We start from the raw sequence: 26494 nt of genomic DNA, 5'->3' as shown, positions 1-26494 counted from the left end.
CAACAGCGTGGGAGACCGGAATTGGCAGATAGATTTCAGGACAGCTCGCCGGTGGTCGACACGGCTAAGGAGGCGGGGGTGGATACGACGACCACCGTGTCCGTCGTCATCGTCACCTACAACAGCGCCTCCGCCCTGCCGGCTTTGCTCGATTCCCTGCCGGCAGGCCTGAACGGGGTTGATCGCTTCGAGGTCGTCATTGTCGACAACGAGTCCAGGGATGGGTCGGCGGAACTGGCGGAAGCCCATCCGATCCGCCCGAACGTCATCCGCATGGGACGGAACGCAGGCTATGCCGCGGCCATCAATGCAGCCGCCGCGTCGGTGCATCCGAATTCCCATCTCCTCGTCCTCAATCCCGACCTTCGGCTCTATCCGGACGCCGTCAGGCCGCTGCTCGATCATCTCGAGGCGCGGTCCGTCGGCGTCGTCGTTCCGCTGAACTACACGGAAGGCGGCACGGTCGATCCGACCCTGCGGCGGGAGCCGTCCATGCTCACCGCCTGGGCCGACGCGATCCTTGGCGGGACGTTGGCGGCGCGGATCGGCTGGGGCGAAGTCGTGGGCGAACCGGCCCGCTACGACCGAAGCGGGCCGATCGAGTGGGCGACCGGATCGGCACTCCTCGTATCCGCAAGGGCCCGGCGCATCGTCGGGGACTGGGACGAATCCTTCTTCCTCTACAGCGAGGAGGTGGACTATCAGCGAAGGGTACGCGAGGCAGGATTCGAGATCGTCTACGAGCCCCGGTCGAAGGTGATGCATGCCTCGGGCGGCAGCGGCGCGAGCCCGCGCCTGTACGCGCTGCTGACCTCCAACCGGATCCGCTACTATGGGCGCCATCACGGATTTTTCCGGACATCGATGTTCCGGCTGGGGGTTGCTGCAGGGCAGGCCATCAGGTTCTGGCGGGGATCGCCGCATCGGGCAGCGCTCTACAGCGCCCTGATGCCGCTGAGGCCCGTGTCCGAGTTCCAGGCCAACACACGGAACTAGCAATGGCAGTGGCGGGGCAACAGCGAATCCTCAACTTCCATGGCGTGGGCGAGCCCGGCCGGGCGCTGGAGCGCGGCGAAGCCCCGTATTGGCTCGGTGTAGACCGGTTCTGTGCGGCGCTGGATCGCATCGCTGATCATCCGGATCGCGATCGCTTGTCGATCACTTTCGACGACGGCAACGCCTCCGACCTGCTGATTGCCGCCCCGGAACTGCAAAAGCGCGGCCTTGAGGCGGAGTTCTTCGTCCTGTCCGGCCGCATCGGCGAGGCCGGCTCGCTGGATGCAGGCCAGATCCGGGCGCTGATGCAAATGGGCATGCGCATCGGCAGCCACGGCGTGGCCCATAGCGACTGGTCGAGCCTTTCGGCGCATGCGTTGCAGCGTGAGCTCGTCACATCGAAAGCAGTCCTCGAGGAGATCTGCGGGATCCCCGTCCAGTCGGCCGCGATACCGTTCGGACGCTACAACGCCGCGGTATTGCAGGCCCTGAGAAGCGCGGGATACGCCGTCGCCTACTCGAGCGACAGGGGAAGCTCCACCTCGGCGGCATTCCTCCATCCGAGAACGTCGCTTCGACAGGACACGACCGACAGCATTTTCGAAGCCGTGCTGTCCGGGACCATGGCCCCCTGGAAGCGGTTGCGCCGCTTCGCCGGCATGACCGCGCGGGCCTGGATCTGAAGGCGAGCGTGGTGGCGTGGGCCGATCGGCCCGTCCTGTCGGAATTCCGCCGGAAACAGGCTGCCGGGCTATGAAAATCACCGTCCTGATTCGCCCCTCTGCGCCCCGCTTGTGAGCGGTAGCGAACACGAATCGCTGATTGAATCCATCGGTTCGTCCGCTCATAGATTGCAAAATTGCGATATTCACAAAAATTTTCGAATTTCGCCCACTGCGCGCGGTTTCGCAGCGTTCACGCGCGGATCGTTAAGAATTTACTAATGTTTTCAGCGCCGTTGCCGCGAGTGAGCGTGCGAGATTCAACTTTTCCGTGGAATGGTTAGCCAGTAGTTGCCTTAATTTGGTCAATTCCGATTCTGGCAAATAATTCAAAAAATAAATCGAAGCCGGTTCAGATAATGTGGCAGCAATATGGCCACTATAGTCGGACGTCTACTGGTTACGAGGCGTTGCACCCCCTGGAGAGCTGCACTATTAGTTCCGCCGTGCCGTCGGATTAACAAAAATATTAACCGGCTTAACACACAGATAGTAACCACTCATCTCCAAAGGGTTCAGGGTGGGGAGAAAGGCAAAGTTGCAGTGACAAGCACAATTCGCGATGCAATCAAGTCCGGAGTCCGGGCTGAGACGACGCACGTCGGTAGCACCATCAACGAAAATGGCCAGGCTGTAGCTCTGTCGCTTGATAAGTTGCTCGATCTTCTGTCGAGCAGCACCGATGATCTGGGTGCCGATGCCTACAACGAGCGCGTCAGCAAGATGATCGACGATTTCGGCAAGAAGGCAGCCGACCACAAGGGTGGCTGGGGTGACTTCTCGTTCGCTGACAAGTCGGGCACGACCGCCACAAAGGCAGACCTCCAGTCGTCGACCGAGCTGTCCTCCGTCAAGACCGCCGGCGTCACCGACGCCGTCGCTGAAACACAGTCGGCTTCGGCTCCTGCCGACACCACGGCTGTCCGCGACACAACGGCTGTCCGCAGTGTCGAAGCCGCAGCTGCCGCTCCGGCCGCCGCCGCCGCAGCCTCGTCCGGCTTCCCGGATGCCTCGACGAGCGGCGTTCCGGCCGGAACCGCGCTCAAGACCTATACCGGCCCGATGACCATCACCAAGGCCGGCACGGTGATCGAGAACGCGATCATCAACGGCTCGCTGCGCATCACCGCCGACAACGTCGTGATCAAGAACAGCGTCATCAAGTACAGCGGCACCTGGGGCATCGACGCCGAAGGCGCCAAGAACGTCACCATCCAGAACAACGACATCACCGGTCCGGGCTATTCCGGCACCGCCAATGCCGCCATCCTCGGCAGCGGCAACTTCAGCGGCAACGACATCTCCAAGTCGGAGAACGGCATCGTCCTGCAGGGCGGCGCCAGCACGGTGAAGGGCAACTACATCCACGACCTCGAGGCGGCCGGCTCCGACCCGCACTATGACGGCATCTCGGTGCAGGGCGGTCAGAACGGCGTGCTGATCGAAGGCAACACCGTCATTGGCCGTGATACCTCCGACGTCTTCATCAAGAACGACTTCGGCCCGATCGCCAACGTCAAGGTGACCGGCAACCTGCTGCTCGGCGACAGTGGCTATCCGGTCTATGTCGACGGCCGCGCCAATGGCGGACCGATCACCGGCGTGACGATCAGCAACAACCATATCGAGAAGGGCTACTACGGCTACTACAACATCGAGAACTCCAAGCCGGTTCTCTCCGGCAATGTCGAATATCCGCGCAACGGCGCACCCGAGCCGGGTGACGGGACCGTCTCTCCGGATCCGACGCCCACGCCGACCCCGGGCAACAAGGTGATCGACGGCACGAGCGGAAACGACAACCTCGTCGGCAGTTCCGGCAAGGATACCATCAATGGCAAGGCCGGAAACGACACCCTCAACGGCGGGGCCGGCAACGACACGCTCAACGGGGGAACCGGCAACGACGTCCTCAAGGGGGGCGCCGGTGCCGACACTCTCAACGGCGGCAGCGGACGCGACACGGCAACCTATTCCGGTTCCAACAAGGCGGTCAACGTCAGCCTCGGGACGGGCACCGGCACGGGCGGCCACGCCCAGGGCGACAAGCTTTCCGGCATCGAGAACCTGACCGGCTCCAGCCACAGCGACACGCTGACGGGCAACAGCGGCAACAATGTCATCAAGGGCGGCCTCGGCGTCGACAAGATGATCGGCGGCGGCGGCAACGACACTTATGGCGTCAACGACTCGCGGGACAAGGTGACAGAGAATCCCGGCAACGGACACGATCTCGTCAACGCGAGCGCCAGCTACAAACTTGGCGCGAACATCGAGGAACTGCATCTGACAGGAGAGCGCAACCTGACGGGTACGGGCAACGGCAAGGCGAACGAGATCATCGGAAATGCCGGCGACAACAGGCTGTACGGCGGTGCTGGCAACGACGTGATCAACGGTGGTACCGGAAACGACACCATCCGCGGCGATGCCGGTTTTGACAAGCTCACCGGCGGCGGCGGCGCAGACGGGTTCGTATTTCGTCAGGCGAGCTTGAAGTCGGATCAGCCGGACCATATCACCGACTTCTCTTCGAACGACCTGATCCGTTTCGACGTCACCTCCGGCCCCACCGGCGCCCTGGCCGACAGCGCGTTCCGGCTCGGCACGCACGCCGCCGACAGCAACGATCGCTTCATCTTCGACAAGAAGAGCGACACGCTCTACTACGACAAGGACGGCAGCGGATCCGCCGCACAGATCAAGGTCGCCGTCCTGGACAACGGCTACGTGCTGTCGGCTGACGACATCTGGCTGTTCTGACGGCGACCATGCTTGCCGTCTGGATAAACGCAGACGGCAGATGACGGGACTTGGAGCGCGCCGGGGAAACCCCGGCGCGCTTTTCATATTCGGTGTGTCCGCGAAGACGACAGCGGCCGTCGACAGCCTACCCACCGCTCGGTGCGAGGTGGACGCAGGACCTGCCGCAGGGTTACACATTCGAGCGAGGCGGCTAATCGCAGCCGCGAATACTGAGCATCTACCCCTGTCCGGATACACCTTTAGACGAAACGACTACCGCGTTTTGTTTCCTTTACTCCCAGCCTGAAAAGAACTCTGCTGAACCTCGGAAGAACTTTGCCGTCGACCGTGCCGTGCACTGGTTCAGGCTCGCAGATCTTCTTGGGTTTTGGCGGGAACGGGGGCTCATCCGGAATGATCGCACCTTCAGTGACCCTCGGCGAGGGGGTCGTCATTCATCATCCCGATCTGGTCAATCTCTATGGCTGTACGATCGGGGCCGGCAGCCGTATCGGGACATTTGTCGAAATCCAGAAGAACGCCGCCATCGGCCGCGATTGCAAGATTTCCAGCCACACGTTCATCTGCGAGGGCGTCACCATCGAGGATGGCGTCTTTGTCGGTCACGGCGTGATGTTCACCAATGACATGCATCCGCGCGCCGTCAATCCGGACGGCAGCCTGCAGACCGACAGCGACTGGGAACTGCTTCCCACCCGTGTCGGACGGCGGGTGTCGATCGGCAGCAATGCCACCATCCTGCCCGGCCTGACGATCGGAGAGGGTGCGCAGGTGGGGGCCGGCGCGGTGGTGACCAGGGATGTGCCCAGTCACGCAATCGTCGCCGGCGTGCCGGCGCGCGTCATCGGCCGCGTCGCGGACGCGCCTTACGAGATCCGCTCTTCCGGGAGAAAATGATGATCGGCATTGCTGTAGTCGGATATGGATACTGGGGGCCGAACCTGGTTCGGAACATCGCCGAGATTCCCGATGCAAGGGTTGTCTATGTCTGCGATCTCGCAAAGGAGCGGCTGGCGAACGTCAAGCTTCGCTATCCCGCGATCGAGATCACCGACGACTTCGAGGAAATCCTGCGCGATCCGCGGGTCGACGCGGTGGCGATCGCCACGCCCGTCTCGACCCACTTCCCGCTCGCCATGAAGGCGATGATGGCGGGCAAGCACGTCTTCGTCGAAAAGCCCATGGCATCGACCGCCGAGGAAGCGCGGCGGATGGTCGAGGAGGCGGCGCGGCGCAAGCTGGTGCTGGCCGTCGACCACACTTTCGTCCACACCGGCGCCGTCCGCAAGATGCGCGAGATCGTCGAGAACGGGCTGGGCGAGATCTACTACTACGACAGCGTCCGGGTGAACCTCGGGCTCTTCCAGCACGATGTCAGCGTCATCTGGGACCTGGCCGTGCACGACCTGTCGATCATGGACTACGTGCTGCCGGAAAAGCCGGTCGCTGTCTCCGCGACGGGCATGAGCCATGTTGCCGGCGAGCCCGAGAACATCGCCTATCTCACGCTCTTCTTCGAGAGCAAGCTGATCGCGCATATTCACGTCAACTGGCTGGCACCGGTCAAGGTGCGGCGCACCCTGGTGGGCGGCAGTGGCAAGATGATCGTCTATGACGATCTCGAGGCCAGCGAGAAGATCAAGGTCTACGACAAGGGCATCACACTCAACGGCAATCCGCAGAAGAACGGCGAGAAAGTCTACCAGATGCTGGTCGGCTATCGCACCGGCGACATGTACGCACCGCAACTGGACATGACCGAGGCGCTCGGCCGCGAATTGCGGCAATTCGTCGAGTGCATCGACACCAACGGCCAGCCGATCGCGGACGGCCAGGCCGGCCTGCGCGTCGTGCGCATCCTGGAAGCCGCAACTCAGTCGCTCGCCCAGCGCGGCCGCGTCATCGAACTCGAGCAGCAGAGGCGCATTGCATGATCCCGTTTCTCGATCTGAAGGCCCAGTACGCCTCGCTGAAGAGCGAGATCGATGCGGCGGTTCTCGGTGTGCTGGCTTCGGCACAGTACGTGCTGGGCGAGGAAGTCGCCCAGTTCGAGCGGGAGTTCGCCGCCTATTGCGGGACGAAGCACGCGATTGCCGTCAACACCGGCACCAGTGCGCTGCATCTGGCGTTGCTCGCCGCCGGCGTCGGCCCCGGCGACGAGGTCGTCACCGTGCCCTTCACCTTCGTCGCCACGGCGTCCGCGATCTGCTATTCGGGAGCGACCCCGGTCTTCGTCGATGTCGAGCCGGTGACGCTGACGATGGATCCGCAAAAGCTGGAGGCGGCGATCACGCCCCGCACCAAGGCGATCCTCCCCGTGCACCTCTACGGGCAGATGGCCGATCTCGACGCGATCATGGCCATCGCCGACCGGCACGGCATTCCCGTCATCGAGGATGCCTGCCAGGCGCACGGCGCGGAAGACAAGGGACGGCGCGCCGGCAGCATCGGCGTCTCGGGCTGCTTCAGCTTCTACCCCGGCAAGAACCTCGGGGCCTGCGGCGAGGGCGGCATCGTCGTCACCAATGACGACGACCACGCCAAGACCATCCGCATGCTGCGCGATTGGGGCCAGGAGCAGCGCTATCACCATGCGCTCAAGGGCTTCAACTATCGCATGGACGGCATCCAGGGCGCGATCCTGCGGGTGAAGCTCCGGCACCTCGAAGACTGGACCGAGGCGCGCCGCGCCCATGCGAAGCGCTATTCCAGCCTGTTGAAGGGATCTCCCGAGGTGAAGGTCCCCGTCGAACTCGAGGGCCGCCGGCACGTCTACCACGTCTATGCCGTCCGCTGCCGCGACCGCGACGCGCTTCAGCGTCATTTGCAGGCCGAAGGCATCCAGACCGGGCTGCACTATCCCATTCCCGTGCATCTGCAGAAGGCGCATGCGGACCTCGGCTATAAGCCCGGCGATTTCCCGGTCTCGGAGGCGGCCGCGCGCAACGTCCTGTCGCTGCCGATCTATCCGGAGATGACGGCGCGCCAGGTCGAGCAGGTGGCGGCCGCGATGGAGCAGGAAGCCTATGTCGGCTGAACCCCTCGCCGCCCGCATCGTCCCCTCGGTCCACGGCCGCCGCGAGGCGCCGGCCGATCCGGACTACCAGCGCGAACTCGTCGAGGAGCTGAAGCGGGCCTATACCACAGCCGGTCTCGTCGAGTTCTACGGGCGCTTCGCGATGGGCGACGGGTTCTTCGACGCGATGATGCGCAAGCTGATCGTGAAGGCGATTGCCCGCAGTTCCGGTTCCGGGCTTCAGGTCGGAAGCGGCGTCGGCTTCAAGCATGCGGAGACCTTCGAGATCGGCAGCGGCGTCTTCGTCGGCGCCCAGGCCTATATCCAGGGCCGCTATGACGGGACGTGCCGGATCGGCGACAATGTCTGGATCGGCCCGCAGGCCTATTTCGACGCGCGCAACCTGATCCTGGAGGATCATGTCGGCTGGGGGCCGGGCGCCAAGGTGCTGGGATCGAGTCATACCGCGATTCCCGTCGACGTGCCGATCATCCGCACCGACCTCGAGATCAAGCCGGTCAGGGTGGGCGCCTGGGCCGATATCGGCACGAACGCCACGATCCTGCCCGGCGTGACGATCGGCAAGGGCGCCATCATAGGCGCCGGCGCGGTGGTCACGTCCGACGTCGAGCCCTTCTCGGTCGTTGCCGGCGTGCCGGCGAAATTCATCCGGTGGCGGCAGGATCCGCTGCCGGAATCCTCGTGAATGGTGGATAGTCATGAAGAACAAACGGATATTGATCACCGGCGGCGCTGGTCTGATCGGGTCGCACATTGCCGACCTGGTCGCCTTGGAAGAGCCGCGCGAAATCCTCGTCCTCGACAATTTCGTCCGCGGACGGCGCGAGAACCTGGAGGCCGCGATCGCCGCTGCCCCGGTCACGATCGTCGAGGGCGACATTCGTGACCGCACACTCCTGGCCGAGATGCTTCAGGGCGTCGACGTCGTGTTCCATCAGGCGGCGATCCGCATCACCCAGTGTGCCGAGGAACCGCGGCTGGCTTTCGAGGTGCTGGCCGGCGGAACGTTCGACGTGCTCGAGGCCTCGGTGAATGCCGGCGTGTCGAAGGTCGTGGCGGCGTCGTCCGCCTCGGTGCTGGGGCTCGCCGAGAGCTTCCCGACCACCGAGGATCACCACCCCTACAACAACCGCACGATCTACGGGGCGGCGAAAGTGTTCAACGAGGCGCTGCTGCGCAGCTTCACCGACATGTACGGCCTGAACTACGTCGCGCTCCGCTATTTCAACGTCTACGGCCCGCGCATGGATGCCTACGGCGTCTATACCGAGGTGATGATCCGCTGGATGGAACGGATTGCGGCGGGCCTGCCGCCGGTCATCTTCGGCGACGGCCTGCAGACAATGGATTTCGTCAACGCGCGCGACATCGCCCGGGCCAACATGCTGGCCGCGAAGTCGGACGTGACCGACGAGATCTTTAACGTCGCCAGCGGCACGGAGACGAGCCTGCTCGAGCTGGCGCAGATGCTGGTGCGGATCATGGATTCCTCCGTCGAGCCGCAGTTCCAGCCGGCGCGCAAGGTCAACGCGGTCACCCGCCGGCTCGCCGATACGAGCAAGGCGGAGCGGCTTCTCGGATTTCGCACGGAGATCTCGCTCGAGGACGGACTGCGCGAACTGGTCGCCTGGTGGCGCAGCGAAGTGGACCGGGCAAAGGGCGAGGCTGCGTGATGGCCATGATCCCCATTGCAAAACCGATGCTGGACGAGCGCGAGGTCGAGGCCGTCAGGCGGGTCGTCCTGTCCGGCTGGGTCACGCAAGGCCCCGAAGTCGCGACCTTCGAAAACGAGTTCGCCACCTTCGTCGGCGCGGATCACGCCTGTGCTGTATCCAACTGCACCACGGCGCTGCACCTGGCCTTGAAGGTCGTCGGCGTCGGGCCGGGCGACGAGGTCGTCACCGTCAGCCATTCTTTCATCGCCACCGCCAATGCGGTGCGCTATTGCGGCGCCGTTCCCGTCTTCGTCGACATCGAGGAGAACGGGTTCAACATCGATCCGGACAGGATCGAGGCCGCCATCACGCCGAAGACGAAGGCAATCCTCTGCGTCCACCAGTTCGGCATGCCCTGCGACCTCGAGAAGATCGTCGCCATCGGCCAAAAACATTCTATCCCGGTCGTCGAGGATGCGGCCTGCGCGTCGGGCAGCGAGATCCTCTGGCAGGGGAACTGGGAGAAGATCGGCAAGCCGCATGGCGACGTCGCCTGCTTCTCCTTCCATCCGCGCAAGCTGCTCACCACCGGCGACGGCGGCATGCTGACGACGGCCAATGCCGACTATGACGCCAAGTTCCGCCTCTGGCGGCAGCATGGCATGAGCGTCACCGACGCGGTGCGTCACGGCTCCAAGCAGGTGATCTTCGAGAGCTATCCCGAACTCGGCTACAACTACCGCATGACCGACATGCAGGCGGCGATCGGCCGCGTCCAGCTCGCGCGGTTGCCGGATTTGATCGAAGCCCGCCGCCGGATGGCGGAACTCTATCGCAAGGGCCTGGCGGAAATCCCGGGCGTCGAGGCGCCGGGTGAACCGCCCTGGGCGCGTACCAACTGGCAGAGCTATTGCGTGCGCCTTGCAGAAGGGCTGGACCAGCTCCAGGTCATGCAGACGCTGCTCGATCGCGGCGTCTCCACCCGCCGCGGCATCATGAACAGCCATCGCGAGCCGGCCTATGCCGATCCGTCGACGCACAGGGTTTCGGGAAGCCTGGAAAACAGCGTCGCGGCGCAGGAGCGGTGCATCGTCCTTCCGCTGTTTGCTCAGATGACGGAAGCCGACGTGGCGACGGTGCTGGACGAACTCCGCCAGGCCTGCAGGCTGCCGACGCGCGAGCGCCCGGTCGCGGCCGCCGAGTAGGGCGTCCGCATTCACGGACCAAAAGGTCGCTGTTTCCGCGGCCGGGCGGGCAGGCAAGGTTCAAGTCCGCTACAGATCGAAAGCCCCGGGGAGCACAACGCTCCCCGGGGTTCGCTTTTTACAGCGCCAGATCTCAGGCTGATTTGGACAACAGGGCCCGCACCGGCATCGGCAGGGATTCCGGAGGCAGCAGGTTGATCAGGCTGCGAAGCGCATGGAGCCCGAGGACGAGGGTCACCAGCAAGCCCGCCGCCATGGCCTGCCAGGGCGGCAGATACTGCGTCGCGCAGAAGACGAGGCCCGAGGCGACGATGAAGAGCATGCCGGTCCTGAGATTGGCGCCAGACCACCTAAACTGCGTCAGGTGGCGGGCGATGGCATAGACCATGAACCCCTGCCAGACATAGAGCCCGAGAAAGGCGACCGCCGCACCAGTCGGCCCGAGGCGTGGCACGAGCAGGACGGCCAGGACCACATGCAGGCTGTGCGAGACGATCTCGGAGAAGAAGAAGATCATTTGTCGGCCCTTGGCGATGATCACGAATCCGAGCGGCCAGGACACGATTCTGAGCAGCACGCCCAGGCAGATCCAGCGCAGGATCTCGGCTGCCGGGTAGAATTCCGGCGAATAGAACAGCCACATCGCCACAGGCGCAAAGGTCAGCGTGGCCAGCACGCCCGGCCCTCCCAGCAGCAGGCTGATCTGCGTCTGCTCGTTCACCAGCCGGTTGGCGGCCGCGTGGTCGCTCGCAGCCGCGGTCAGTCGCGGATAGAAATCCGCCCCCATCGCCTGCAGGATGAAGCCGGCATAGAGGCCGCCGAGCGCCCAGGCCGCCTGGTACTGTCCGGCGGCGGCGATTCCCCCGTCCCACGTGACGAGCATGCGGATGACATAGGCGGCGCCGAAACCAAGGATGCCGCTCAGCATGAAGGCGAAGCCGAGTTTCAGGAGCGGCGCCACTTCCTCCACCAGTTCGCCGGTCGACATGGCCTGCCGGCTGATGCGGAGCTTCCGGCCGGACCACCAGCAGATCAACAGCAGGGCTGCCGCGCTCATGACGATCGACGGCGCCAGGGCGGCGGGGCCGAAGAAGAAGACCAGCGCGACGGTGATGCAGCTTGTCGCAAGCCCCGACAGGATCTGGATGCGGGCGAGGCTTGCGATGTCGCGCATGCCCTGCGTCAGCGCGATCTGGCCGCCGGCCACCAGTTGCAGGAGGATCGCCAGCGACAGCAGGGCGACGCCCAACGTATGCTGGTCGTCGCCGAATGTGAGGTTGGCGATCGGGCTGGCCAGGGCGGCGAGCAGGACGGCGCCGATCAGGCCGAGCACGATCGAGGTCCTGCGCAGGGCCGTTGCAGTGCGTGCGATGCGGTCGGTGTCGCCGGTGCCCGCGGATTCGGCGATCTGGCGCACGCCGCTGGACTGGACCCCGAAGCCGGCCAGCGCCTGGGCCAGGTCGACGATCGACAGGTAGAGGCTCATCTGCCCGACGCCCGCCGGGCCGAGCAGGATGGCCAGCGCCTTGTTCTTCACGATCGAGAACAGCACGTTGATGACCGACGACCCCCCGATCATCGCCATCGACTTGAGGATATGGAAATAGGACTGTTGTCTCTCGGTGTGCGGCGTGGTCATTGCCATCGATCCGTGCGGGCGCCGCAGCGGCGCCCGTCCCCTGGGTTTTTCATCAATCCTGTTGCAGCACGCGGCGGACGACCGCGGCGGTGCTCTCCTGCCACGGCGGCGCGCGCCAGCCGAACGTCTGTTCGAACTTGGCGCAGCACAGGCGCGAGTTCAGCGGCCGCCGCGCCCTGGTCGGGTAGTCCGCCGTTGCGATGTCACGGATGTCCGCGCTGGGGCCGTCGTTGGCCTTGCTCACCTCGAACACCGACCGGGCAAGACCGGCCCAGTTGGTATCGCCGGTGCCGGCCACGTGATAGATGCCCGGCCGTTCCCTTGCGGGATGCGTCGCGACCAGCAGGATCGCATCGGCGAGGTCCAGCGCGCTGGTCGGACTGCCCCACTGGTCGGCGACGACGGATATCGACGGGCGCTCGCCCGCAAGCCGCAGCATGGTCTTGACGAAGTTCGTGCCGAAGGGGCTGTAGACCCAACTCGTCCTCAGGATGATGTGGCGCGGATTGGCGCCTGCTACCGCATGTTCGCCGCGCAGCTTCGTATAGCCATAGACCGTCTTCGGCTCCGTCTCGTCGTCTTCCGAATAGGGTCGCTCCGCGTCTCCGGAAAAGACGTAGTCGGTCGAGATGTGGATCACCGGGACCCGCAGGGCTGCCGCCGCCTCCGCGACCGCGGCCGCGCCGATGACGTTCACCGCATAGGCGAGGTCCTGCTCGTCCTCCGCCCGGTCGACCGCTGTGTAGGCAGCAGCCGAGACCACGATGTTGGGCCGCGCCGCAAGGATCTCCCGCTGGATGGAGGCGGGGTTCGAAAGGTCGAGTGTCGGTCGCCCGGCCGTCACCAGCTCGATGCCGGGCATGCCCGCTGCGGCCTCGACGAGGCTTGTCGCCAGCTGTCCATGCGTGCCCGTCACCAGGATCTTCATTACCCTGCAGCCAGTCTGCCGAGGCGGTCGCCGGCATAGGTCCCTTCGCGGATCGGCCGCCACCACCAGTCGTTGACGAGATACCAGTCGACGGTCCGTTCCAGTCCGGTCGCAAAGGTCTCCCGCGGCGCCCAGCCGAGCTCGCGCTCGATCTTGGAGGTGTCCATCGCATAGCGCCGGTCGTGGCCCGGGCGGTCGGCGACGAAGGCGATCAGCGCGCGATGGCTCTCGCCGTTCCGGCGCGGCCGCCGCTTGTCCAGCGCGTCGCAGATGGCTTCCACGACCGCGAGGTTGGTAAGCTCGGCGGCGCCGCCGATATTGTAGCTCTCTCCGATCCCGCCGCGTTCGGCCACGAGCGCCAGCGCCCGGGCGTGGTCCTCGACATAGAGCCAGTCGCGGACGTTCGCCCCGGTGCCGTAGATCGGCAGCGGCTTTTCGTCGAGCGCGTTCAGGATCACCAGCGGGATGAGCTTTTCCGGGAAGTGGAAGGGCCCGTAGTTGTTGGAGCAGTTGGTGACGACGACCGGCACCCCGAACGTATGGTGCCAGGCGCGCACGAGATGGTCCGAAGCGGCCTTCGAGGCCGAATAGGGCGAGGACGGCGCATAGGGCGTGCCCTCGTTGAAGGTGCTGTCGTCGAAGGGAAGGTCGCCGAAGACCTCGTCGGTCGAGACATGGTGGAAGCGAAACCGTTCCGCAGCCGGCGCCGGCAGGCTGCGCCAATATTTCAGCACCGCTTGCAGCAGCCGGTACGTGCCGACGATGTTGGTCTCGATGAAGGACCCCGGCCCGTCGATCGAGCGGTCGACATGGGTTTCGGCGGCAAGGTGGATGACGCGGTCGATCGCCTCCGCCCGCAACACCTCGCCGATCGTCGCCTCGTCGCCGATGTCGGCGCGGACGAAACGGTAGTTGGGCAGGCCCGAGATCGAGGACAGTGAGGCGAGGTTGCCGGCATAGCTGAGCTTGTCGACATTGACGACACGATTGGCCGGATCGGCGGCGAGATGACGGCAGAGCGCCGAGCCGATGAAACCGGCACCGCCGGTGACGAGTATGTTCATGGCCAGGTCCCCCCTGTTGGCTCGAAGACGTCCGCCTGTGCCAGGCGCGACGCATTGCGATCCTTGTCCGAAAGCTGGAACTGCGAGGCGGCGATCGGCCAGATGATGCCGATCTGCGGGTCGTCGAAGCGGATCGACCGGTCGTGCGTCGGCGAATAGGGGTTCGTAACCTTGTAGATCACCTCGGTATCCGGCTCGAGCGTCACGAAGCCGTGCGCAAACCCCTTGGGTACGAGCAACTGGTTCCAGTCGGCCGCCGAAAGCCGTGCCGCACACCACCGGGCAAAGGTCGGCGATCCCTGCCGGATGTCGACGGCGACGTCGAAGATCGCCCCGCGCGTCACCCGCACGAGCTTGTCCTGCGCAAACGGCGGAAGCTGGTAGTGGAGCCCGCGAAGGACGCCGCGTGCAGCGGAATAGGAGTGGTTGTCCTGCACGAAATCGAGCGCGATGCCTGCCTCGGCAAAGGCCGCGGCACTCCAGGTCTCTGAAAAGAAACCGCGCTCGTCGCCGAACTTGCGCGGCCGTATCTCCAACACGTCCTCGATCTCCAGCCGCCTGATTTCCAGCGTCATCCGGCGCGTTCCTCGACGAGGCGGTTCAGATAGGCGGCATAGGCCGTCTTGCCGAGCAGGCTGGCGCGCCGGCTCACCTCTTCCGGCCCGAGCCAGCCCATCTCCAGGGCGATCTCTTCGGGGCAGGCGATCTGCACGCCCTGGCGCCGTTCCACCGTGCGCACGAAAGAGGATGCGTCCTGCAGGCTGTCATAGGTGCCGGTATCGAGCCAGGCATAGCCGCGGCCGAGCTGGCAGACATGCAGGTCGCCGCGCTCCAGGTAGATGTTGTTGACGGTGGTGATCTCCAGCTCGCCGCGGGCGGACGGCTGAATCGACTGGGCGATGTCGACGACGTCGTTGTCGTAGAAGTAGAGACCCGTCACCGCCCAGTTCGACTGCGGCTCGAGCGGCTTCTCCTCGATCGTCAGCGCCGTGCCGGTCTTCCTGTCGAAGGTGACGACGCCGTATCGCTCCGGATCGTCGACGTGATAGGCGAACACCGAGGCGCCCTTCTTGCGCGCCGCCGCTTCCCGGCAGACCGCTGGCAGTCCGTGGCCGAAGAAGATGTTGTCGCCGAGGATCATTGCGACATTGTCCCAGCCGATGAAGTTTCGGCCGATGATGAAGGCCTCGGCAAGCCCGTTCGGCTGCGGCTGCTCGGCATAGGAAATGTCGAGGCCGAAGTCCGATCCGTCGCCGAGCAGGGCCCGGAAGCACGGCAGGTCGCGCGGCGTCGAAATGATGAGGATCTCGCGGATCCCGGTGAGCATCAGCACGCTCAGCGGATAGTAGATCATCGGCTTGTCGTAGATCGGCAGGATCTGCTTCGACACCGCGATCGTCAGCGGATAGAGCCTCGTGCCGCTGCCGCCCGCCAGGATTATGCCTTTCATCGCGTCCGCCCTTCGTTGCGCCCCGGACCGGTCGGTCCCTTGCCCCGTCTCGTCACGTCCCGTCTCGTCATTGGCTCGCCTGCTCCGTTGGATTTTCCGCAGCCGGCACGCCCGCGGCCTCGTCCGGCAGGGTGCCGGCGACCGGCAACCGCGTCCGCACCACGCGGACGACATCGCCCGGCTGCACCGTCGTCGTTTCGTTTGCCTCGATCACGTCGACCTTGCCGTCGGCGCGTCGCGAGATGCTGTAGCTGGTGAGCGAGGTACTGGCCGCGTTGTCGCCGTCCGCATCGGCCCCCAAGGCGCCGTTCAGCACGTTGCTGCGGGTATCGCGCCGCAGTTGCAGCTGCTTCAGCGCGCCTTTTTCCGCCTGCAACTGCGCCGTGACGTCCACCTGCCGGTTGTCGGTCAGCCCTTCGAGATTGCGCGTGGCCTCGGAAATGTTCTGGCGAGCGCGCATGATCGCGGTGACCATGTCGAGCCGCGTCGACTGGTATCCGCGCAGCGACCGCTCCAGGTCGATCTGCCGCGTCGGCAGGATCACGCCGCGCTCCACCATCGGCTTGACGGTCGCAAGCTCCTTGCGGACGGATTCGATGTCCTCGTCGTTGCTGTCGATCTTCTTCTCCAGCGTGCCGATCTCCTGGCCCATCAGTTCGCGAAGCTCCGTGAAGGATCGCGACTGGCGCTCGACCACGGCGGCGCGTGCGGTAAAGATCTGCTGCTCCTGCTGAAGGATGGTCGCGGCCAGCGGGTTGTCGCGATGCGGCTTCAGGTCGAAATCGAAGCCCTTCGCGCCCGCCATTTCCGCTTCGAGCCGCGCCACGCGGATGCTGCCGCGCAGGATGGAATCGTTCAGTTCCCGCAGTTCGCCCGCATACTCTACCCCGCGCGCACCGGTGAGACCCTCCAGCCTGAACTCGCCGCCGGCCGTGGCAAGTGTCTGCAACACGGTCAGGCCGGGGCGGAAGCGGTATTCGCCGGGCGAGGCGACGTCGCCGACCACGTAGACGGGCGGATAGTCGATGACGGCGATCGAGGCGTCGGGCTTCTCGACCAGCCCGATCCGGGTCTTCAATTGCTCGGCGATCCTGGCCGCCAGTTGGGCCTCGTCGAGGTCGCCGACGGGAACATTGCCGAGAACGGGAAGCGAAAGGGTGCCCTCATCGGAAACGACGAACTCGCCGCCCAGCGCATCCCAGCGTTCATAGGTTCCCCGCGTCGGCATCCACTGGACCACCGAGAGCCGGATGCGCGTCTGGGGCGCAAGCTTCGATGCAATGGCGGGGGCAGGCGCCAGCGCGCCGGCCACGATGAGCGCAGAGAGGATGATCCCGGCCTTGAGGGATCTGCAGCGATGCAGAATGGCGACTGGCATGTATTTCTCCAACCCGTCACAGGGAGAGGTGCAGATGCACGCTCGACCAATGCTCGGCGCTGCCCTTCCAGACAGCGTGTCCCAGTGTGCAAATTCCTGAAATATTGAGAAGGGGCAGGATCTTGCTCCGACTTCATCAATATTGGTGAAAGTGCATAGGCAGGGCCTACCCCCATCGCCGTTCCGTAGCCCCGGCCGGGGCAGGTGCGATCTATGGGCGGTGTCCGGGCGGGTGAGGTAGCAGGAGAATTGCGCCTGATGCCCAAGTTGGTGGGTGGGCTTCACCTTAGGTTAGTTCGTTTGGATGAACGTGCCTTGCCCGGTGCCTCCACGTGCATTGCCCTTCGATCCTTTTCTCAGCCCATTTGCGCCGTCGCCGTCGTTCGTGGCGTGCGCTAAGGTCTTGTCGATGGTGCACGATTTCGTGCGTTCGCCGGCAGTGACGATTGCCGGCGACGAAAACCGGGATCGGGCAGGGCGGGTGAAGGGATATGGTGCTTTTGGACGGGAACGAATACGCGGAAGCGGGGCCGGGCGCGGCGGGTATCAGGGGTGGACCTGAACCACAACGCGTGATGCTGATAGTTACGAGCACGGGGAGCGTATCGAAGCGGCTGATCGATGCGGTCGAGCGCGAGTTCCCCTGGGTTCTCGTCGAGCAGGTGGAGAGTGTCTCCGCCGGCTGCAGGGCGTTTGCCCATCCGGTCGCGCTGATCCTCGTCGATGTCGCCCTGGTGCAGGAGGCCGAGGCCGCCGCCGCAATGCTTGCGCGCGTTCATCCGCAGGCCCTTGCCGCCGTCATCGAACCCTATGACAAGATGCAGGCGACGTCCTTCTCGGCCGTCGCCGATTCCGCCCTGTTCCGCAGCGTCCTGCCGATGGATATGCGGCTCGATATCTGGCTCTCGATCATCAGGCTGATGCTGTGCGGTGGCGAATACCTGCCGCCGGGGTCGGTGGTCGGCGCGCGCGCAGGCGAGCCCGGGCCGTCGATGCCGGCGCACAACGGCGTCTCTTCCGGTCCACGCAAGGCGGAGAGCAGCGTCGCAGAACTGACGGCCAGGGAATTGCAGATCCTGGAGATGGTCTCCCGCGGGCTCCAGAACAAGCTGATCGCAGCCGGTCTCGGTCTTTCCGAGCATACGGTCAAGATCCATCTGCACAATATCATCCGCAAGCTCGGCGTGCACAACAGGACGGAGGCTGCCGCTCGCTTCCGCAATGCCAGAAACGGCAATGTCCTCTTCGACTGAGCCGGCGCGCGACCGTTGATGTCGCGAACGATCTCCATTGCCCGAAAACGTCCGATCACCGTACCTAAAACGTCCGGTCACCGTATGAGTGACCCTGCGACCCGGCTGCTTGCCAACCGGAGGGCGCCCTGCAATCCTTCGCAGAATTGCGGCGGCCGCGCTGATTCGCCGGCCCGGATCGCCGCGGGAGCACAATGCACCGGGGGGAGCATCTTGGACATCAGAACCTGTCTTCTTGGCACGGCGGCCAGCCTTGCCTGCGTCTCGGCGGCCGGCGCGGCCGATGCAATCGTATCGGCCGAACCTGAGCCGATGGAATATGTCCGGGTCTGCGACGCCTACGGGGAGGGCTATTTCTACATACCCGGCACGGAAACCTGCCTGAAGATCGGCGGCTATGTGCGCGGCGAAGTCGCGTTCGGCGATCCGAACGGGCAGGACACCTATCCCGGCGGCGGCGGCGATTCCCTGTTCACGCGCTCCCGCCTCAACCTGCAGATGAGCACGTCCTCGGACACGGACTACGGCGTGCTCGGCACCTATTTCGAGGTCGAGATCAACCGCGACGACAACAACAACGCCTACGAGACGTTCAAGGCCGGCTACGTCGAGCTCAGCGGTTTCCGCGTCGGCTACAGCGACACGCTCTATACCGAATTCACGGGCTATGCCGGAAACGGCATCAACGACTACTACTATGTCGACTACGGCGACTTCGCCCGCAACCAGCTCCGCTACACCTACGACACCGGTTCCGGTTTCAGCTTCGGTTTTGCCATCGAGGACAACGATCCGACCAGCGATCGTGTCTACGACTATGACATCGCGGTGGACAGCTACATGCCAGACCTCGTGGCCGCGGCCGGCTATACCGCGGGCGACTTCATGATCCGCGCCGCCGGCGGCTATGACGAATCGATGGAGGAGGGCGCGATCAAGCTCCGCGTCGACGGCAAGGTCGGCATCGTCTCGCTCTTCGCCATGGGGGGCTGGAGCACGGACGGCGACCGGATCAACAACTATGCCCTGTGGGAGGGCGACTGGGCGGTCTGGCTCGGCGCCACGGCCGACATCACCGAGAAGGCCCAGATCAACGCCTCGATCAACTTCGACGAAGGCGACGACATCGAGGCGGCCCTGAATGTGGTCTATGCGATCGTTCCGGGGCTGAGCATCACGCCCGAGCTGAACTACGTCAACAACATGGACGAGAAGGCCGGGCCGGAAGCGGAAAACTGGGGCGGCGTGATCCGGATCGAGCGCGAATTCTGACCCGCGCTCGCGATCGCACCGGCGTTATTTCCGCGCAAACCGCCCGATGTGCCGGGCGGTCCATTCCTCCCAGTAGTCGAGCCGCTCGAGGTTGACCTTGCCGCGCGCGATCCCGGTGCCGACATCCGTCATCAGCGATCCCGGCCGATGCGCGCCGAAGGACAGCGGTTGGCGCAACCGCCGCCATCCCCGCCATCCGAAGACGAGCTTCAGCCGCGCGATATACTCGCTGTCCGCACCCGTGCGGACGTCCTCATAATAACCGGCGCGGCCAAGGGCATCCTCGCGCCGGAACAGCGGGGAGGCAGGATTGAGGCGCGTCAGGGGATAGATCTGCCGGGCGTAGAACTGGCCGTGGTCGTCGACGCGGACCCAGTTGGACAGGGTGAAGAACAGCCCCTTGTCCTTCAGGAGCGGCCTGACCTGCCGTGCGATCTTCTCCGGGTGCGCCCAGTCGTCGGAATCCTGGCACGTCACGAAGTCGCCCCTTGCATGGGCAAGGGCCAGATTGCGCGCGGCATAGGGACCGCCGTTCTGGTCGCGCCGGATCAGCCGGACGCGGTCGTCGCGTGCGGCAAGTGCGGTGACGACCGCGACGGTGTCGTCGGTGCTCGCATCGTCGGCGACGAGCACCTCGATGTCCCGGTAGGTCTGGGCCAGCAGCGATTCGATCGAGCGGCCGATCCGTTCGGCGGTGTTGTAGGCCGGCATCGTGATCGTTACCAGCGGTCCGCGGACGCTGCCGGCAGCGACGCGGCTTGCCAGGTTCGAGGCCGAGATCGGCCGTTGCGGATCGAGCAGGGCAACCGGCGACAGCCCATGCGCCGAGAGAAACGCGTTGGCGAACGGCAGCGCGGCGCTCTCGTCGCCTGTGGCGTTGGCGAGCAGCAGGTGCAGGCCCGGCTCGCGTTCGCCCTCGCCGCGCCCGATCGCGGCCCTTGCCTCCCGCAGCGCTTCCTCCTGCCGGCCTTCCGCCAGCAGCAGTGCGATACGCAAGCCGGTGCTGATCGGAGCGCCGGCGCGACAGAAGTGGGTTGCCGTGTCGAGGCTGTAGGGAGCGACGGCTTCTGTCGCCGCCGCGAGCTGCCTTCCGTTGAGCTGCCCGCCCTCGTGCGCCTTGCGCAGCAATGCGATCCCCGCCTCGTTCTCGCCCGAGGCGACGAGCGAAATCCCGAGCGCCAACGCCTCCCGCCCGGAGCGTGGCTGGCGCAGAAGGGCGCTCGCCGACCTGTAGCAGCCAAGGCGATAGAAGGCCCAGGCGCGGCCCGTACGGGTCACCTCGGGATCCGCCTCCGAAAGTGCGAGCGCCTCCGCAAACCGGTTGGTCGATAGGAGATAGTGAAATTGAAGTCGACGGAACTGCAGCACGATCCACCCGCTTGCCGAAAGCCACCCGAGGGGAAACAACCAGTGCGGGTGTCGGCCGATCGAAGGAATCTGGCAGTAACCAATACTTTGTGGCATGGCAAGGTCACTGGCGCTGTCGCTTCGCCCTGATCCCGCAGGAAAGCGCTTCTTCCTGACATTTCACATTTTCGCACTGCGGGTTCGGTTGCATCCCTGTTGACAAGGGTCGCGAGGATGCGGCACCGGTCTCCATCATCAAGCGTTGCATTCTGACGGTCACGCCATGTCCAAGACCACTCGCGCCACCCAGGCCCTGCAACGGGCGGGCGTCGCCTTTACGGTTCATACCTACGAATACGACCCCTCCGCCGAGAAGGTCGGCCTGCAGGCTGCCGAGGCGATCGGGGAGGTGCCGGACAGGGTGCTGAAGACGCTGATGGCGGAGGTAGACGGCAGGCCCGTCTGCGTCGTCGTGCCGTCCAACTGCGAGGTCAGCATGAAGAAGCTCGCCGCAGCCTTCGGGGGCAGGTCGGCGAGCATGATGAAACCGGCCGACGCCGAGCGGCTGACGGGCTACCATGTGGGCGGCATCAGCCCGTTCGGGCAGCGCAAGGCCGTGCCGACGGCGATCGAGGCGGCGGCGCTCGCCCATGAGCGCGTCTACATCAATGGCGGGCAGCGGGGCCTGCAGGTCCGTCTTGCGCCGGAAGACGCACGCAAGGCCCTGAATGCGGTGGCCGTCCCGGTCGTCGCCTGACTTATCTGCACTGCCTGTCGTCGCCGATCTTCTGTTTTTCGCCATTCCGTCCTAAGTAGAAGGCAACGCAATCGAAGACAGCAGGTAAGAGCGATGAACGCACCGCTTCGTACAGCAGCCACGCCCGTCGATCCCGTCAAGCTCGAGAGGCTCGCCGAGGTGGCCGTCAAGGTCGGCCTCCAGTTGCAGAGGGGCCAGGATCTGGTGATGACGGCGCCGGTCGCGGCACTTCCGCTGGTCCGCCTGATCACCAAGCATGCCTACATCGCGGGCGCCGGCCTCGTCAGCACTTTCTATGCCGACGAGGAGGCGACGCTGGCCCGCTATCGCCACGCCCCCGACGAGAGCTTCGACCGCGCCACGGACTGGCTCTACCAGGGCATGGCGAAGGCCTATGCCGATGGCGCCGCGAGGCTGGCGATTGCCGGCGACAACCCGATGCTTCTTTCCAACGAGGACCCGGCCAAGGTCGCTCGCGCCAACAAGGCGAACTCGATCGCCTACAAGCCGGCGCTGGAGAAGATCGCCAATTTCGACATCAACTGGAACATCGTCTCCTATCCGAATCCCTCCTGGGCCAGGCAGGTCTTTCCGGACGATGCCGAGGACGTGGCGGTGGAGAAGCTGGCGAACGCGATCTTTGCGGCCTCGCGCGTCGACCGCGACGATCCGGTGGGCGCCTGGAAGGCGCACAATGCCAACCTGCGCAGCCGCTCCGCCTGGCTGAACGGCGAGCGTTTCACAGCCCTCCATTTCAGGGGGCCGGGCACCGACCTGACGGTCGGCCTCGCCGACGGCCACGAATGGCACGGCGGCGCCTCGACGGCGAAGAACGGCATCACCTGCAATCCGAACATCCCGACCGAGGAGGTCTTCACGACGCCGCATGCCCTTCGCGTCGAGGGCCATGCGTCGAGCACCAAGCCGCTGTCCCACCAGGGCACGTTGATCGACGACATTCGCGTCCGCTTCGAGGCAGGCCGCATCGTCGAGGCCCATGCCTCGAGAGGCGAGGCCGTGCTGAACAAGGTCCTCGATACGGACGAAGGCGCGCGCCGGCTCGGCGAGGTTGCGTTGGTGCCCCATTCCTCGCCGATCTCGGCGAGCGGCCTGTTGTTCTACAACACCCTCTTCGACGAGAACGCCGCCTGCCACATCGCGCTCGGCCAGTGCTATTCCAAGTGCTTCCTCGACGGCGCCAGTCTTTCCCCGGAGCAGGTCGCCGCACAGGGCGGCAATTCGAGCCTGATCCACATCGACTGGATGATCGGCTCGGGCGAGATCGACATCGATGGAATCCGGGCCGACGGCAGCCGCATCCCGGTGATGCGCGCGGGCGAATGGGCCTGAGGCGGGCGTGGCGACGATCGGGGTCATCGGCGGTGGTGGTTGGCTTGCAGGGGCATTGCTGCACCCTGCGCTCGAAGATGGCGTCATCCGTCCGCAGCAGTTGATCCTGTCCTCCCGCTCCGGCGACGTGACCGGCTTCGAGGACTGGCCGGACATCGCCACCACGACCGACAACGAGGCGCTGGTGGCTCGCGCCGACATCGTCGTGCTCTGCGTGCGCCCGCACGACCTGGACGAGATCGATGTCGACCTGGCGGACCGGCTGCTTGTCTCCGTGGTCGCCGGCGTCAGCGCCGCCGAGCTTGCCGAACGATACGGCGCCACCCGCATCGTTCGCGCCATGCCGAATGCCTGTGCCGAATACCGGCTGTCGTTCACGCCCTGGTTTGCGACCGACGGCGTGACCGACGACGAGGCGGATTTCATTTTCCGCTTCTTTTCGGCCTCGGGCCAGGCGCACGGCATCAACGAAGAGGCGCAACTCGACTATTTCACCGCGCTCACCGGTTCGGGCCCGGCCTTTCCCGCCCTCTTTGCCGACGCGATGATCCGCCACGCGATCGGTGCCGGGCTCGACCCGGAGACGGCCGACGCCGCGGTGCGTCAGCTTTTTCTCGGCGCGGGCGTGCTGATGGCGCAATCCGAGACGCCGCCCTCCGACCTCGTCGACATCTTCCTCGAATACCGGGGAACAACCGCCGCCGGCCTGTCGGCAATGATCGAGGCCGACGTCGCCTCCCCGATCTTCCGGGGCCTGTCTGCTGCCCGAGAGCAGGCCGAAGAGGGGCTGCTCTAGCATCCCCAGTTCCTGTCCTCCTGAACTGAATCCCTTCCCGAATGGGCGACCGAAGGCGGTTGACGTCCCGCGTCCTGAATCCTATTTTTAGAATTATTCTAAAAAGTAGGTTTCATCATGTTCTCCCGCATCTTTCGTAACCCCAAGCGCTCGCTGGAATCGTTGAGCGAGCAGGAAATTCTCGCCCTTGCCATCTCCTCCGAAGAGGACGACGGCCGCATCTATCTCGCCTATGCCGACGCCCTCCGTGAAAGCTCGCCGCATACGGCCGGCATGTTCGAGGAGATGGCGAAGGAGGAGAGCGAACACCGTCGCCTGCTGATCGACATGCACATTCGCCGCTTCGGCGCCCGGATCCCGCTGGTGCGGCGCGAATTCGTGCGCGATTTTCCGGAGCGAAAGCCGGATTGGCTGATCGCCAGCATGCCGGTGCAGACCGCCCGCGCGCAGGCGAGGGCGATGGAAGAGGCGGCGCACCGCTTCTATCTGCAGGCCGCGGCCCGGACGACGGATGCGCAGACGCGCAAGCTCCTGGGCGATCTCGCCATCGCCGAGAAGGCGCATGAGGACAAGGCCCGCCACATGGGCGAGGGGGAAACGAACAAGGCAGCGATCGCCGAGGAAGACGAAGTCGAACGCCGGCAATTCATCCTCACCTACGTGCAGCCGGGCCTCGCCGGGCTGATGGACGGATCCGTCTCCACCCTTGCCCCGATCTTCGCGGCCGCCTTCGCCACCCAGGATACCTGGCAGACCTTCCTGGTCGGACTTTCCGCCTCCATCGGCGCCGGCATTTCCATGGGGTTCACGGAAGCCGCCCATGATGACGGCAAGATATCCGGGCGCGGCTCGCCGGTCAGGCGCGGCCTTGCCTCCGGCATCATGACCGCCATCGGCGGCCTCGGGCATGCGCTGCCCTACCTGATCCCGAACTTCGCGCTCGCCACCACGATTGCCGTCGCCGTCGTCTTCGTCGAACTCTGGGCGATCGCCTTCATCCAGAACCGCTTCATGGAAACGCCGTTCCTGCGTGCCGCCTTCCAGGTCGTCCTCGGCGGCGGGCTGGTGTTCGCCTGCGGAGTGCTGATCGGCAACGCCTGAGGTCAAACGAAAACGGCGGCCGGAATGCCGGCCGCCGCAGCAGAATGTCTTGTAAACCTGCTCGTTACTTGCCGACCGACGACACCATGACCGCGTCGCCGTTTTCGATCGACACCCAGCGGCCGGGATTGAAGGATGCCTGGCGCTTCAGGTAGCGGTAGGGCGTCTCGGTCCACAGCTTCACGTCGTTGTCGAGGTTGTCGAGAACGTAGTCCCCCTCCGTCGACCGGACTGTCAGGACCGCATGGCCTTCGCCGTCGGGCTTGCGCACGACGGTGATGAGCAGGTCGGCGGCTTCGAAGCCGTGCTCCATCAGCTTGCGACGCTTCAAAAGCACGAAGTCCTCGCAGTCTCCGGCCGCCTCCGGATAGGACCAGTATTCGTCACGGCCGTAGAGGTCCTTGTCGGTCACCGGGCTGATGGCGCGATTGATCTCCGAATTGATGTCCCTGACGACGGTCCAGCCGAACGTCGTGACCTTGGCTGCACCGGGATCGCGCCGGGAGGTGTCACACTCGGAAGGGTGGGACCGGCAGAATTCGTAGTGCCCGATCGGCTGGGAGGTAACGCTGCCCGTGCGCATCGACAGGGGCGACGCAGGGGCCGTCATGGCGACGGAAGACGAAATGAACAGGGCTGAAATTGCCACAAAAATAGCCTTCGCACCGATCATTCGCGCCATGGGTGTCCCCTCAATCATTAACAAAACGTTAAATTTTTAGGGGCCTGTTCGTCAATCACGATAATTCGCAATGCGACAACATGGTTAAAATGCGCCGCGTCGCGTGACCATTATGCAGCATTGAGCAGGTGGGATACCGCCTCCTTCAACTTCTCGATGTCCTCCGGACGCGAAAGGCGATGGTCGCCGTCACGGATCAGGGTGAGCACCGCGTCGTCGCACGACAGGTGTTCCATCAGCCTTATGGCGTGGGTGTAGGGCACGTCCGGATCCTCCATGCCCTGCAGCACGTGGATGGGGCAGCCGAGGTCGATCACCCCGTCCAGCACCCTGTTTAAGCGTCCGTCCTCGATCAGCTTCAGCGTATAGACGTTCGGGTCAGGCCCATAAGGCGTCGGCTCCTCGAAGTAGCCGCGCTCGGAGAGCGAGGCCCGTTCGGCGTCCGTCAGGTTGGGCTCGATCAGTTCGCTGGTGAAGTCTGGCGCCGGCGCGATCAGGACCATGCCGGCAATGTCGGAGCCCTGTCCGCTCCGGCGCAGTTCCTGCGCGAGCCGCAACGCCAGCCAGCCGCCCATCGACGAGCCGACGAGGATCATGCGTCGGGTGCCGAGATGCTTGCGGGCGTGCGTGACGACTGCCAGCGTTTCCTCCAGCCAGCGGGAGATCGTGCCGTCCACGAAGGCGCCGCCGGAGGCGCCGTGGCCGGAATAGTCGAACCGCACGCAACCGGTGCCGAGACCCGCAGCATGGCTCGCGAGTTCGACGGCCTTGGTGCCGGTCATGTCCGAGCGGTAGCCGCCGAGCCAGACGAGATGCGGATGCGGGTTGCCCTCCCGTTCGGGAAGAAGGCGCATGGCGACCTCGCGGTGGTCGACACCTGTGCCGACGGCCAGCCTGCCGCTCGTTTCGCTGGTTTGCTCTGGGGTCATGAAATGCTCCTGAATTGCCGGTGGTTGCAGCGCGCCGTGCCTGCGGTAACGACCTTTCCGGCACCGATTTACACGATTTTGCACCGGGCGGCACAGATGGTGATTTTTTCCACGCGACGTGGTATTGACTTCGCCTCGGTGATCGACACATTGCCCGCAAGCAGCGC

Annotated in this window: 24 protein-coding genes; 15 read left to right on the top strand and 9 right to left on the bottom strand. The window is 64.9% G+C overall.

Translation table 11 applies throughout. The annotated features are described in order from the left end of the window. Positions 1-51 precede the first annotated feature (51 nt). The 9 genes from GGQ64_RS09000 to GGQ64_RS08960 all read left to right on the top strand — a co-directional run bounded on the left by GGQ64_RS09000 (position 52) and on the right by GGQ64_RS08960 (position 10381). Positions 52-996: a glycosyltransferase gene (locus GGQ64_RS09000; protein WP_183802633.1), complete on the top strand. Its 945-nt coding sequence runs from the start codon at positions 52-54 to the stop codon at positions 994-996. A 2-nt stretch (positions 997-998) separates the two neighbouring features. After that, positions 999-1679, top strand: a complete 681-nt coding sequence (locus GGQ64_RS08995) for a polysaccharide deacetylase family protein (RefSeq protein WP_183802358.1) — start codon at positions 999-1001, stop codon at positions 1677-1679. Between the two features lie 582 nt (positions 1680-2261). Continuing rightward, positions 2262-4481: a right-handed parallel beta-helix repeat-containing protein gene (locus GGQ64_RS28080; protein WP_183802355.1), complete on the top strand. Its 2220-nt coding sequence runs from the start codon at positions 2262-2264 to the stop codon at positions 4479-4481. A gap of 396 nt (positions 4482-4877) precedes the next feature. Continuing rightward, complete coding sequence (locus tag GGQ64_RS08985) at positions 4878-5381, top strand: acyltransferase (RefSeq protein ID WP_183802352.1); 504 nt, start codon at positions 4878-4880, stop codon at positions 5379-5381. Further along, positions 5381-6418 (top strand): Gfo/Idh/MocA family protein, encoded by a 1038-nt coding sequence (locus GGQ64_RS08980; protein ID WP_183802349.1) that lies wholly within the window; start codon positions 5381-5383, stop codon positions 6416-6418. Before GGQ64_RS08985 ends, GGQ64_RS08980 begins: the two co-directional genes overlap by 1 nt. Next, a complete protein-coding gene (locus tag GGQ64_RS08975; protein ID WP_183802347.1) occupies positions 6415-7521 on the top strand; it encodes a DegT/DnrJ/EryC1/StrS family aminotransferase in 1107 nt (368 codons plus the stop codon). The genes GGQ64_RS08980 and GGQ64_RS08975 overlap by 4 nt, the downstream gene beginning before the upstream one ends. Next, positions 7511-8206: an acyltransferase gene (locus tag GGQ64_RS08970; protein WP_183802344.1), complete on the top strand. Its 696-nt coding sequence runs from the start codon at positions 7511-7513 to the stop codon at positions 8204-8206. The genes GGQ64_RS08975 and GGQ64_RS08970 overlap by 11 nt, the downstream gene beginning before the upstream one ends. Before the next feature lie 13 nt (positions 8207-8219). Next, complete coding sequence (locus GGQ64_RS08965) at positions 8220-9194, top strand: NAD-dependent epimerase/dehydratase family protein (protein ID WP_183802341.1); 975 nt, start codon at positions 8220-8222, stop codon at positions 9192-9194. Beyond that, complete coding sequence (locus tag GGQ64_RS08960) at positions 9194-10381, top strand: DegT/DnrJ/EryC1/StrS family aminotransferase (protein ID WP_183802337.1); 1188 nt, start codon at positions 9194-9196, stop codon at positions 10379-10381. Before GGQ64_RS08965 ends, GGQ64_RS08960 begins: the two co-directional genes overlap by 1 nt. Positions 10382-10514: 133 nt before the next feature. Here GGQ64_RS08960 and GGQ64_RS08955 read toward each other — a convergent pair whose 3' ends face one another. From GGQ64_RS08955 to GGQ64_RS08930, 6 genes are all read right to left on the bottom strand, one after another. Further along, entirely contained in the window at positions 10515-12020 is a 1506-nt protein-coding gene (locus tag GGQ64_RS08955; RefSeq protein ID WP_183802334.1) for an O-antigen translocase, read from the bottom strand. Between the two features lie 52 nt (positions 12021-12072). Next, positions 12073-12948 (bottom strand): dTDP-4-dehydrorhamnose reductase, encoded by an 876-nt coding sequence (rfbD, locus tag GGQ64_RS08950; protein ID WP_183802331.1) that lies wholly within the window; start codon positions 12946-12948, stop codon positions 12073-12075. Beyond that, a complete protein-coding gene (gene rfbB / locus GGQ64_RS08945) occupies positions 12948-14012 on the bottom strand; it encodes a dTDP-glucose 4,6-dehydratase (RefSeq protein WP_183802328.1) in 1065 nt (354 codons plus the stop codon). The genes rfbD and rfbB overlap by 1 nt, the downstream gene beginning before the upstream one ends. Continuing rightward, positions 14009-14587: a dTDP-4-dehydrorhamnose 3,5-epimerase gene (rfbC, locus tag GGQ64_RS08940; RefSeq protein ID WP_183802325.1), complete on the bottom strand. Its 579-nt coding sequence runs from the start codon at positions 14585-14587 to the stop codon at positions 14009-14011. Before rfbC ends, rfbB begins: the two co-directional genes overlap by 4 nt. Next, entirely contained in the window at positions 14584-15462 is an 879-nt protein-coding gene (gene rfbA / locus GGQ64_RS08935; RefSeq protein WP_183802322.1) for a glucose-1-phosphate thymidylyltransferase RfbA, read from the bottom strand. The genes rfbC and rfbA overlap by 4 nt, the downstream gene beginning before the upstream one ends. Positions 15463-15529: 67 nt before the next feature. Beyond that, positions 15530-16840, bottom strand: a complete 1311-nt coding sequence (locus tag GGQ64_RS08930; RefSeq protein WP_183802319.1) for a polysaccharide biosynthesis/export family protein — start codon at positions 16838-16840, stop codon at positions 15530-15532. Positions 16841-17331: 491 nt separating this feature from the next. On the opposite strand from GGQ64_RS08930, the gene GGQ64_RS08925 reads away from it, so the two are divergent. Together GGQ64_RS08925 and GGQ64_RS08920 are read left to right on the top strand one after the other, a co-directional pair. After that, positions 17332-18093 carry a helix-turn-helix domain-containing protein gene (locus tag GGQ64_RS08925; RefSeq protein WP_183802315.1) on the top strand — a complete coding sequence of 254 codons (762 nt, stop codon included), beginning with the start codon at positions 17332-17334 and terminating at the stop codon, positions 18091-18093. A gap of 213 nt (positions 18094-18306) precedes the next feature. Further along, on the top strand, positions 18307-19365 hold the full coding sequence (locus tag GGQ64_RS08920) for a porin (protein WP_183802312.1): 1059 nt from the start codon (positions 18307-18309) through the stop codon (positions 19363-19365). Positions 19366-19389: 24 nt separating this feature from the next. Here GGQ64_RS08920 and GGQ64_RS08915 read toward each other — a convergent pair whose 3' ends face one another. Then, entirely contained in the window at positions 19390-20829 is a 1440-nt protein-coding gene (locus tag GGQ64_RS08915) for a glycosyltransferase family 2 protein (protein ID WP_210300192.1), read from the bottom strand. A gap of 166 nt (positions 20830-20995) precedes the next feature. On the opposite strand from GGQ64_RS08915, the gene ybaK reads away from it, so the two are divergent. The 4 genes from ybaK (at position 20996) to mbfA (ending at position 24716) form a co-directional block, all read left to right on the top strand. Further along, positions 20996-21469 carry a Cys-tRNA(Pro) deacylase gene (ybaK, locus tag GGQ64_RS08910; RefSeq protein ID WP_183802306.1) on the top strand — a complete coding sequence of 158 codons (474 nt, stop codon included), beginning with the start codon at positions 20996-20998 and terminating at the stop codon, positions 21467-21469. Between the two features lie 93 nt (positions 21470-21562). Next, the gene (locus GGQ64_RS08905; RefSeq protein WP_183802301.1) at positions 21563-22819 is read left to right on the top strand and encodes an aminopeptidase; all 1257 of its coding nucleotides are present in this window, start codon (positions 21563-21565) and stop codon (positions 22817-22819) included. A 7-nt stretch (positions 22820-22826) separates the two neighbouring features. Further along, a complete protein-coding gene (locus GGQ64_RS28185) occupies positions 22827-23615 on the top strand; it encodes a pyrroline-5-carboxylate reductase dimerization domain-containing protein (protein ID WP_183802298.1) in 789 nt (262 codons plus the stop codon). Between the two features lie 117 nt (positions 23616-23732). Further along, a complete protein-coding gene (gene mbfA, locus GGQ64_RS08895; protein WP_183802295.1) occupies positions 23733-24716 on the top strand; it encodes an iron exporter MbfA in 984 nt (327 codons plus the stop codon). Positions 24717-24780: 64 nt separating this feature from the next. Here the strand turns inward: mbfA and GGQ64_RS08890 are convergent, their stop codons facing one another. Next, the gene (locus GGQ64_RS08890; RefSeq protein WP_183802292.1) at positions 24781-25398 is read right to left on the bottom strand and encodes a transglutaminase-like cysteine peptidase; all 618 of its coding nucleotides are present in this window, start codon (positions 25396-25398) and stop codon (positions 24781-24783) included. A gap of 110 nt (positions 25399-25508) precedes the next feature. Beyond that, positions 25509-26327 carry an alpha/beta hydrolase gene (locus GGQ64_RS08885; RefSeq protein WP_183802289.1) on the bottom strand — a complete coding sequence of 273 codons (819 nt, stop codon included), beginning with the start codon at positions 26325-26327 and terminating at the stop codon, positions 25509-25511. Positions 26328-26494: the final 167 nt, after the last annotated feature.

The sequence above is a fragment of the Mycoplana azooxidifex genome, from assembly GCF_014196765.1.
GTDB classification, from domain to species: domain Bacteria; phylum Pseudomonadota; class Alphaproteobacteria; order Rhizobiales; family Rhizobiaceae; genus Mycoplana; species Mycoplana azooxidifex.
Note: the sequence above shows the minus strand (reverse complement) of the source record. Positions and strands in the feature narration are given on the sequence as shown.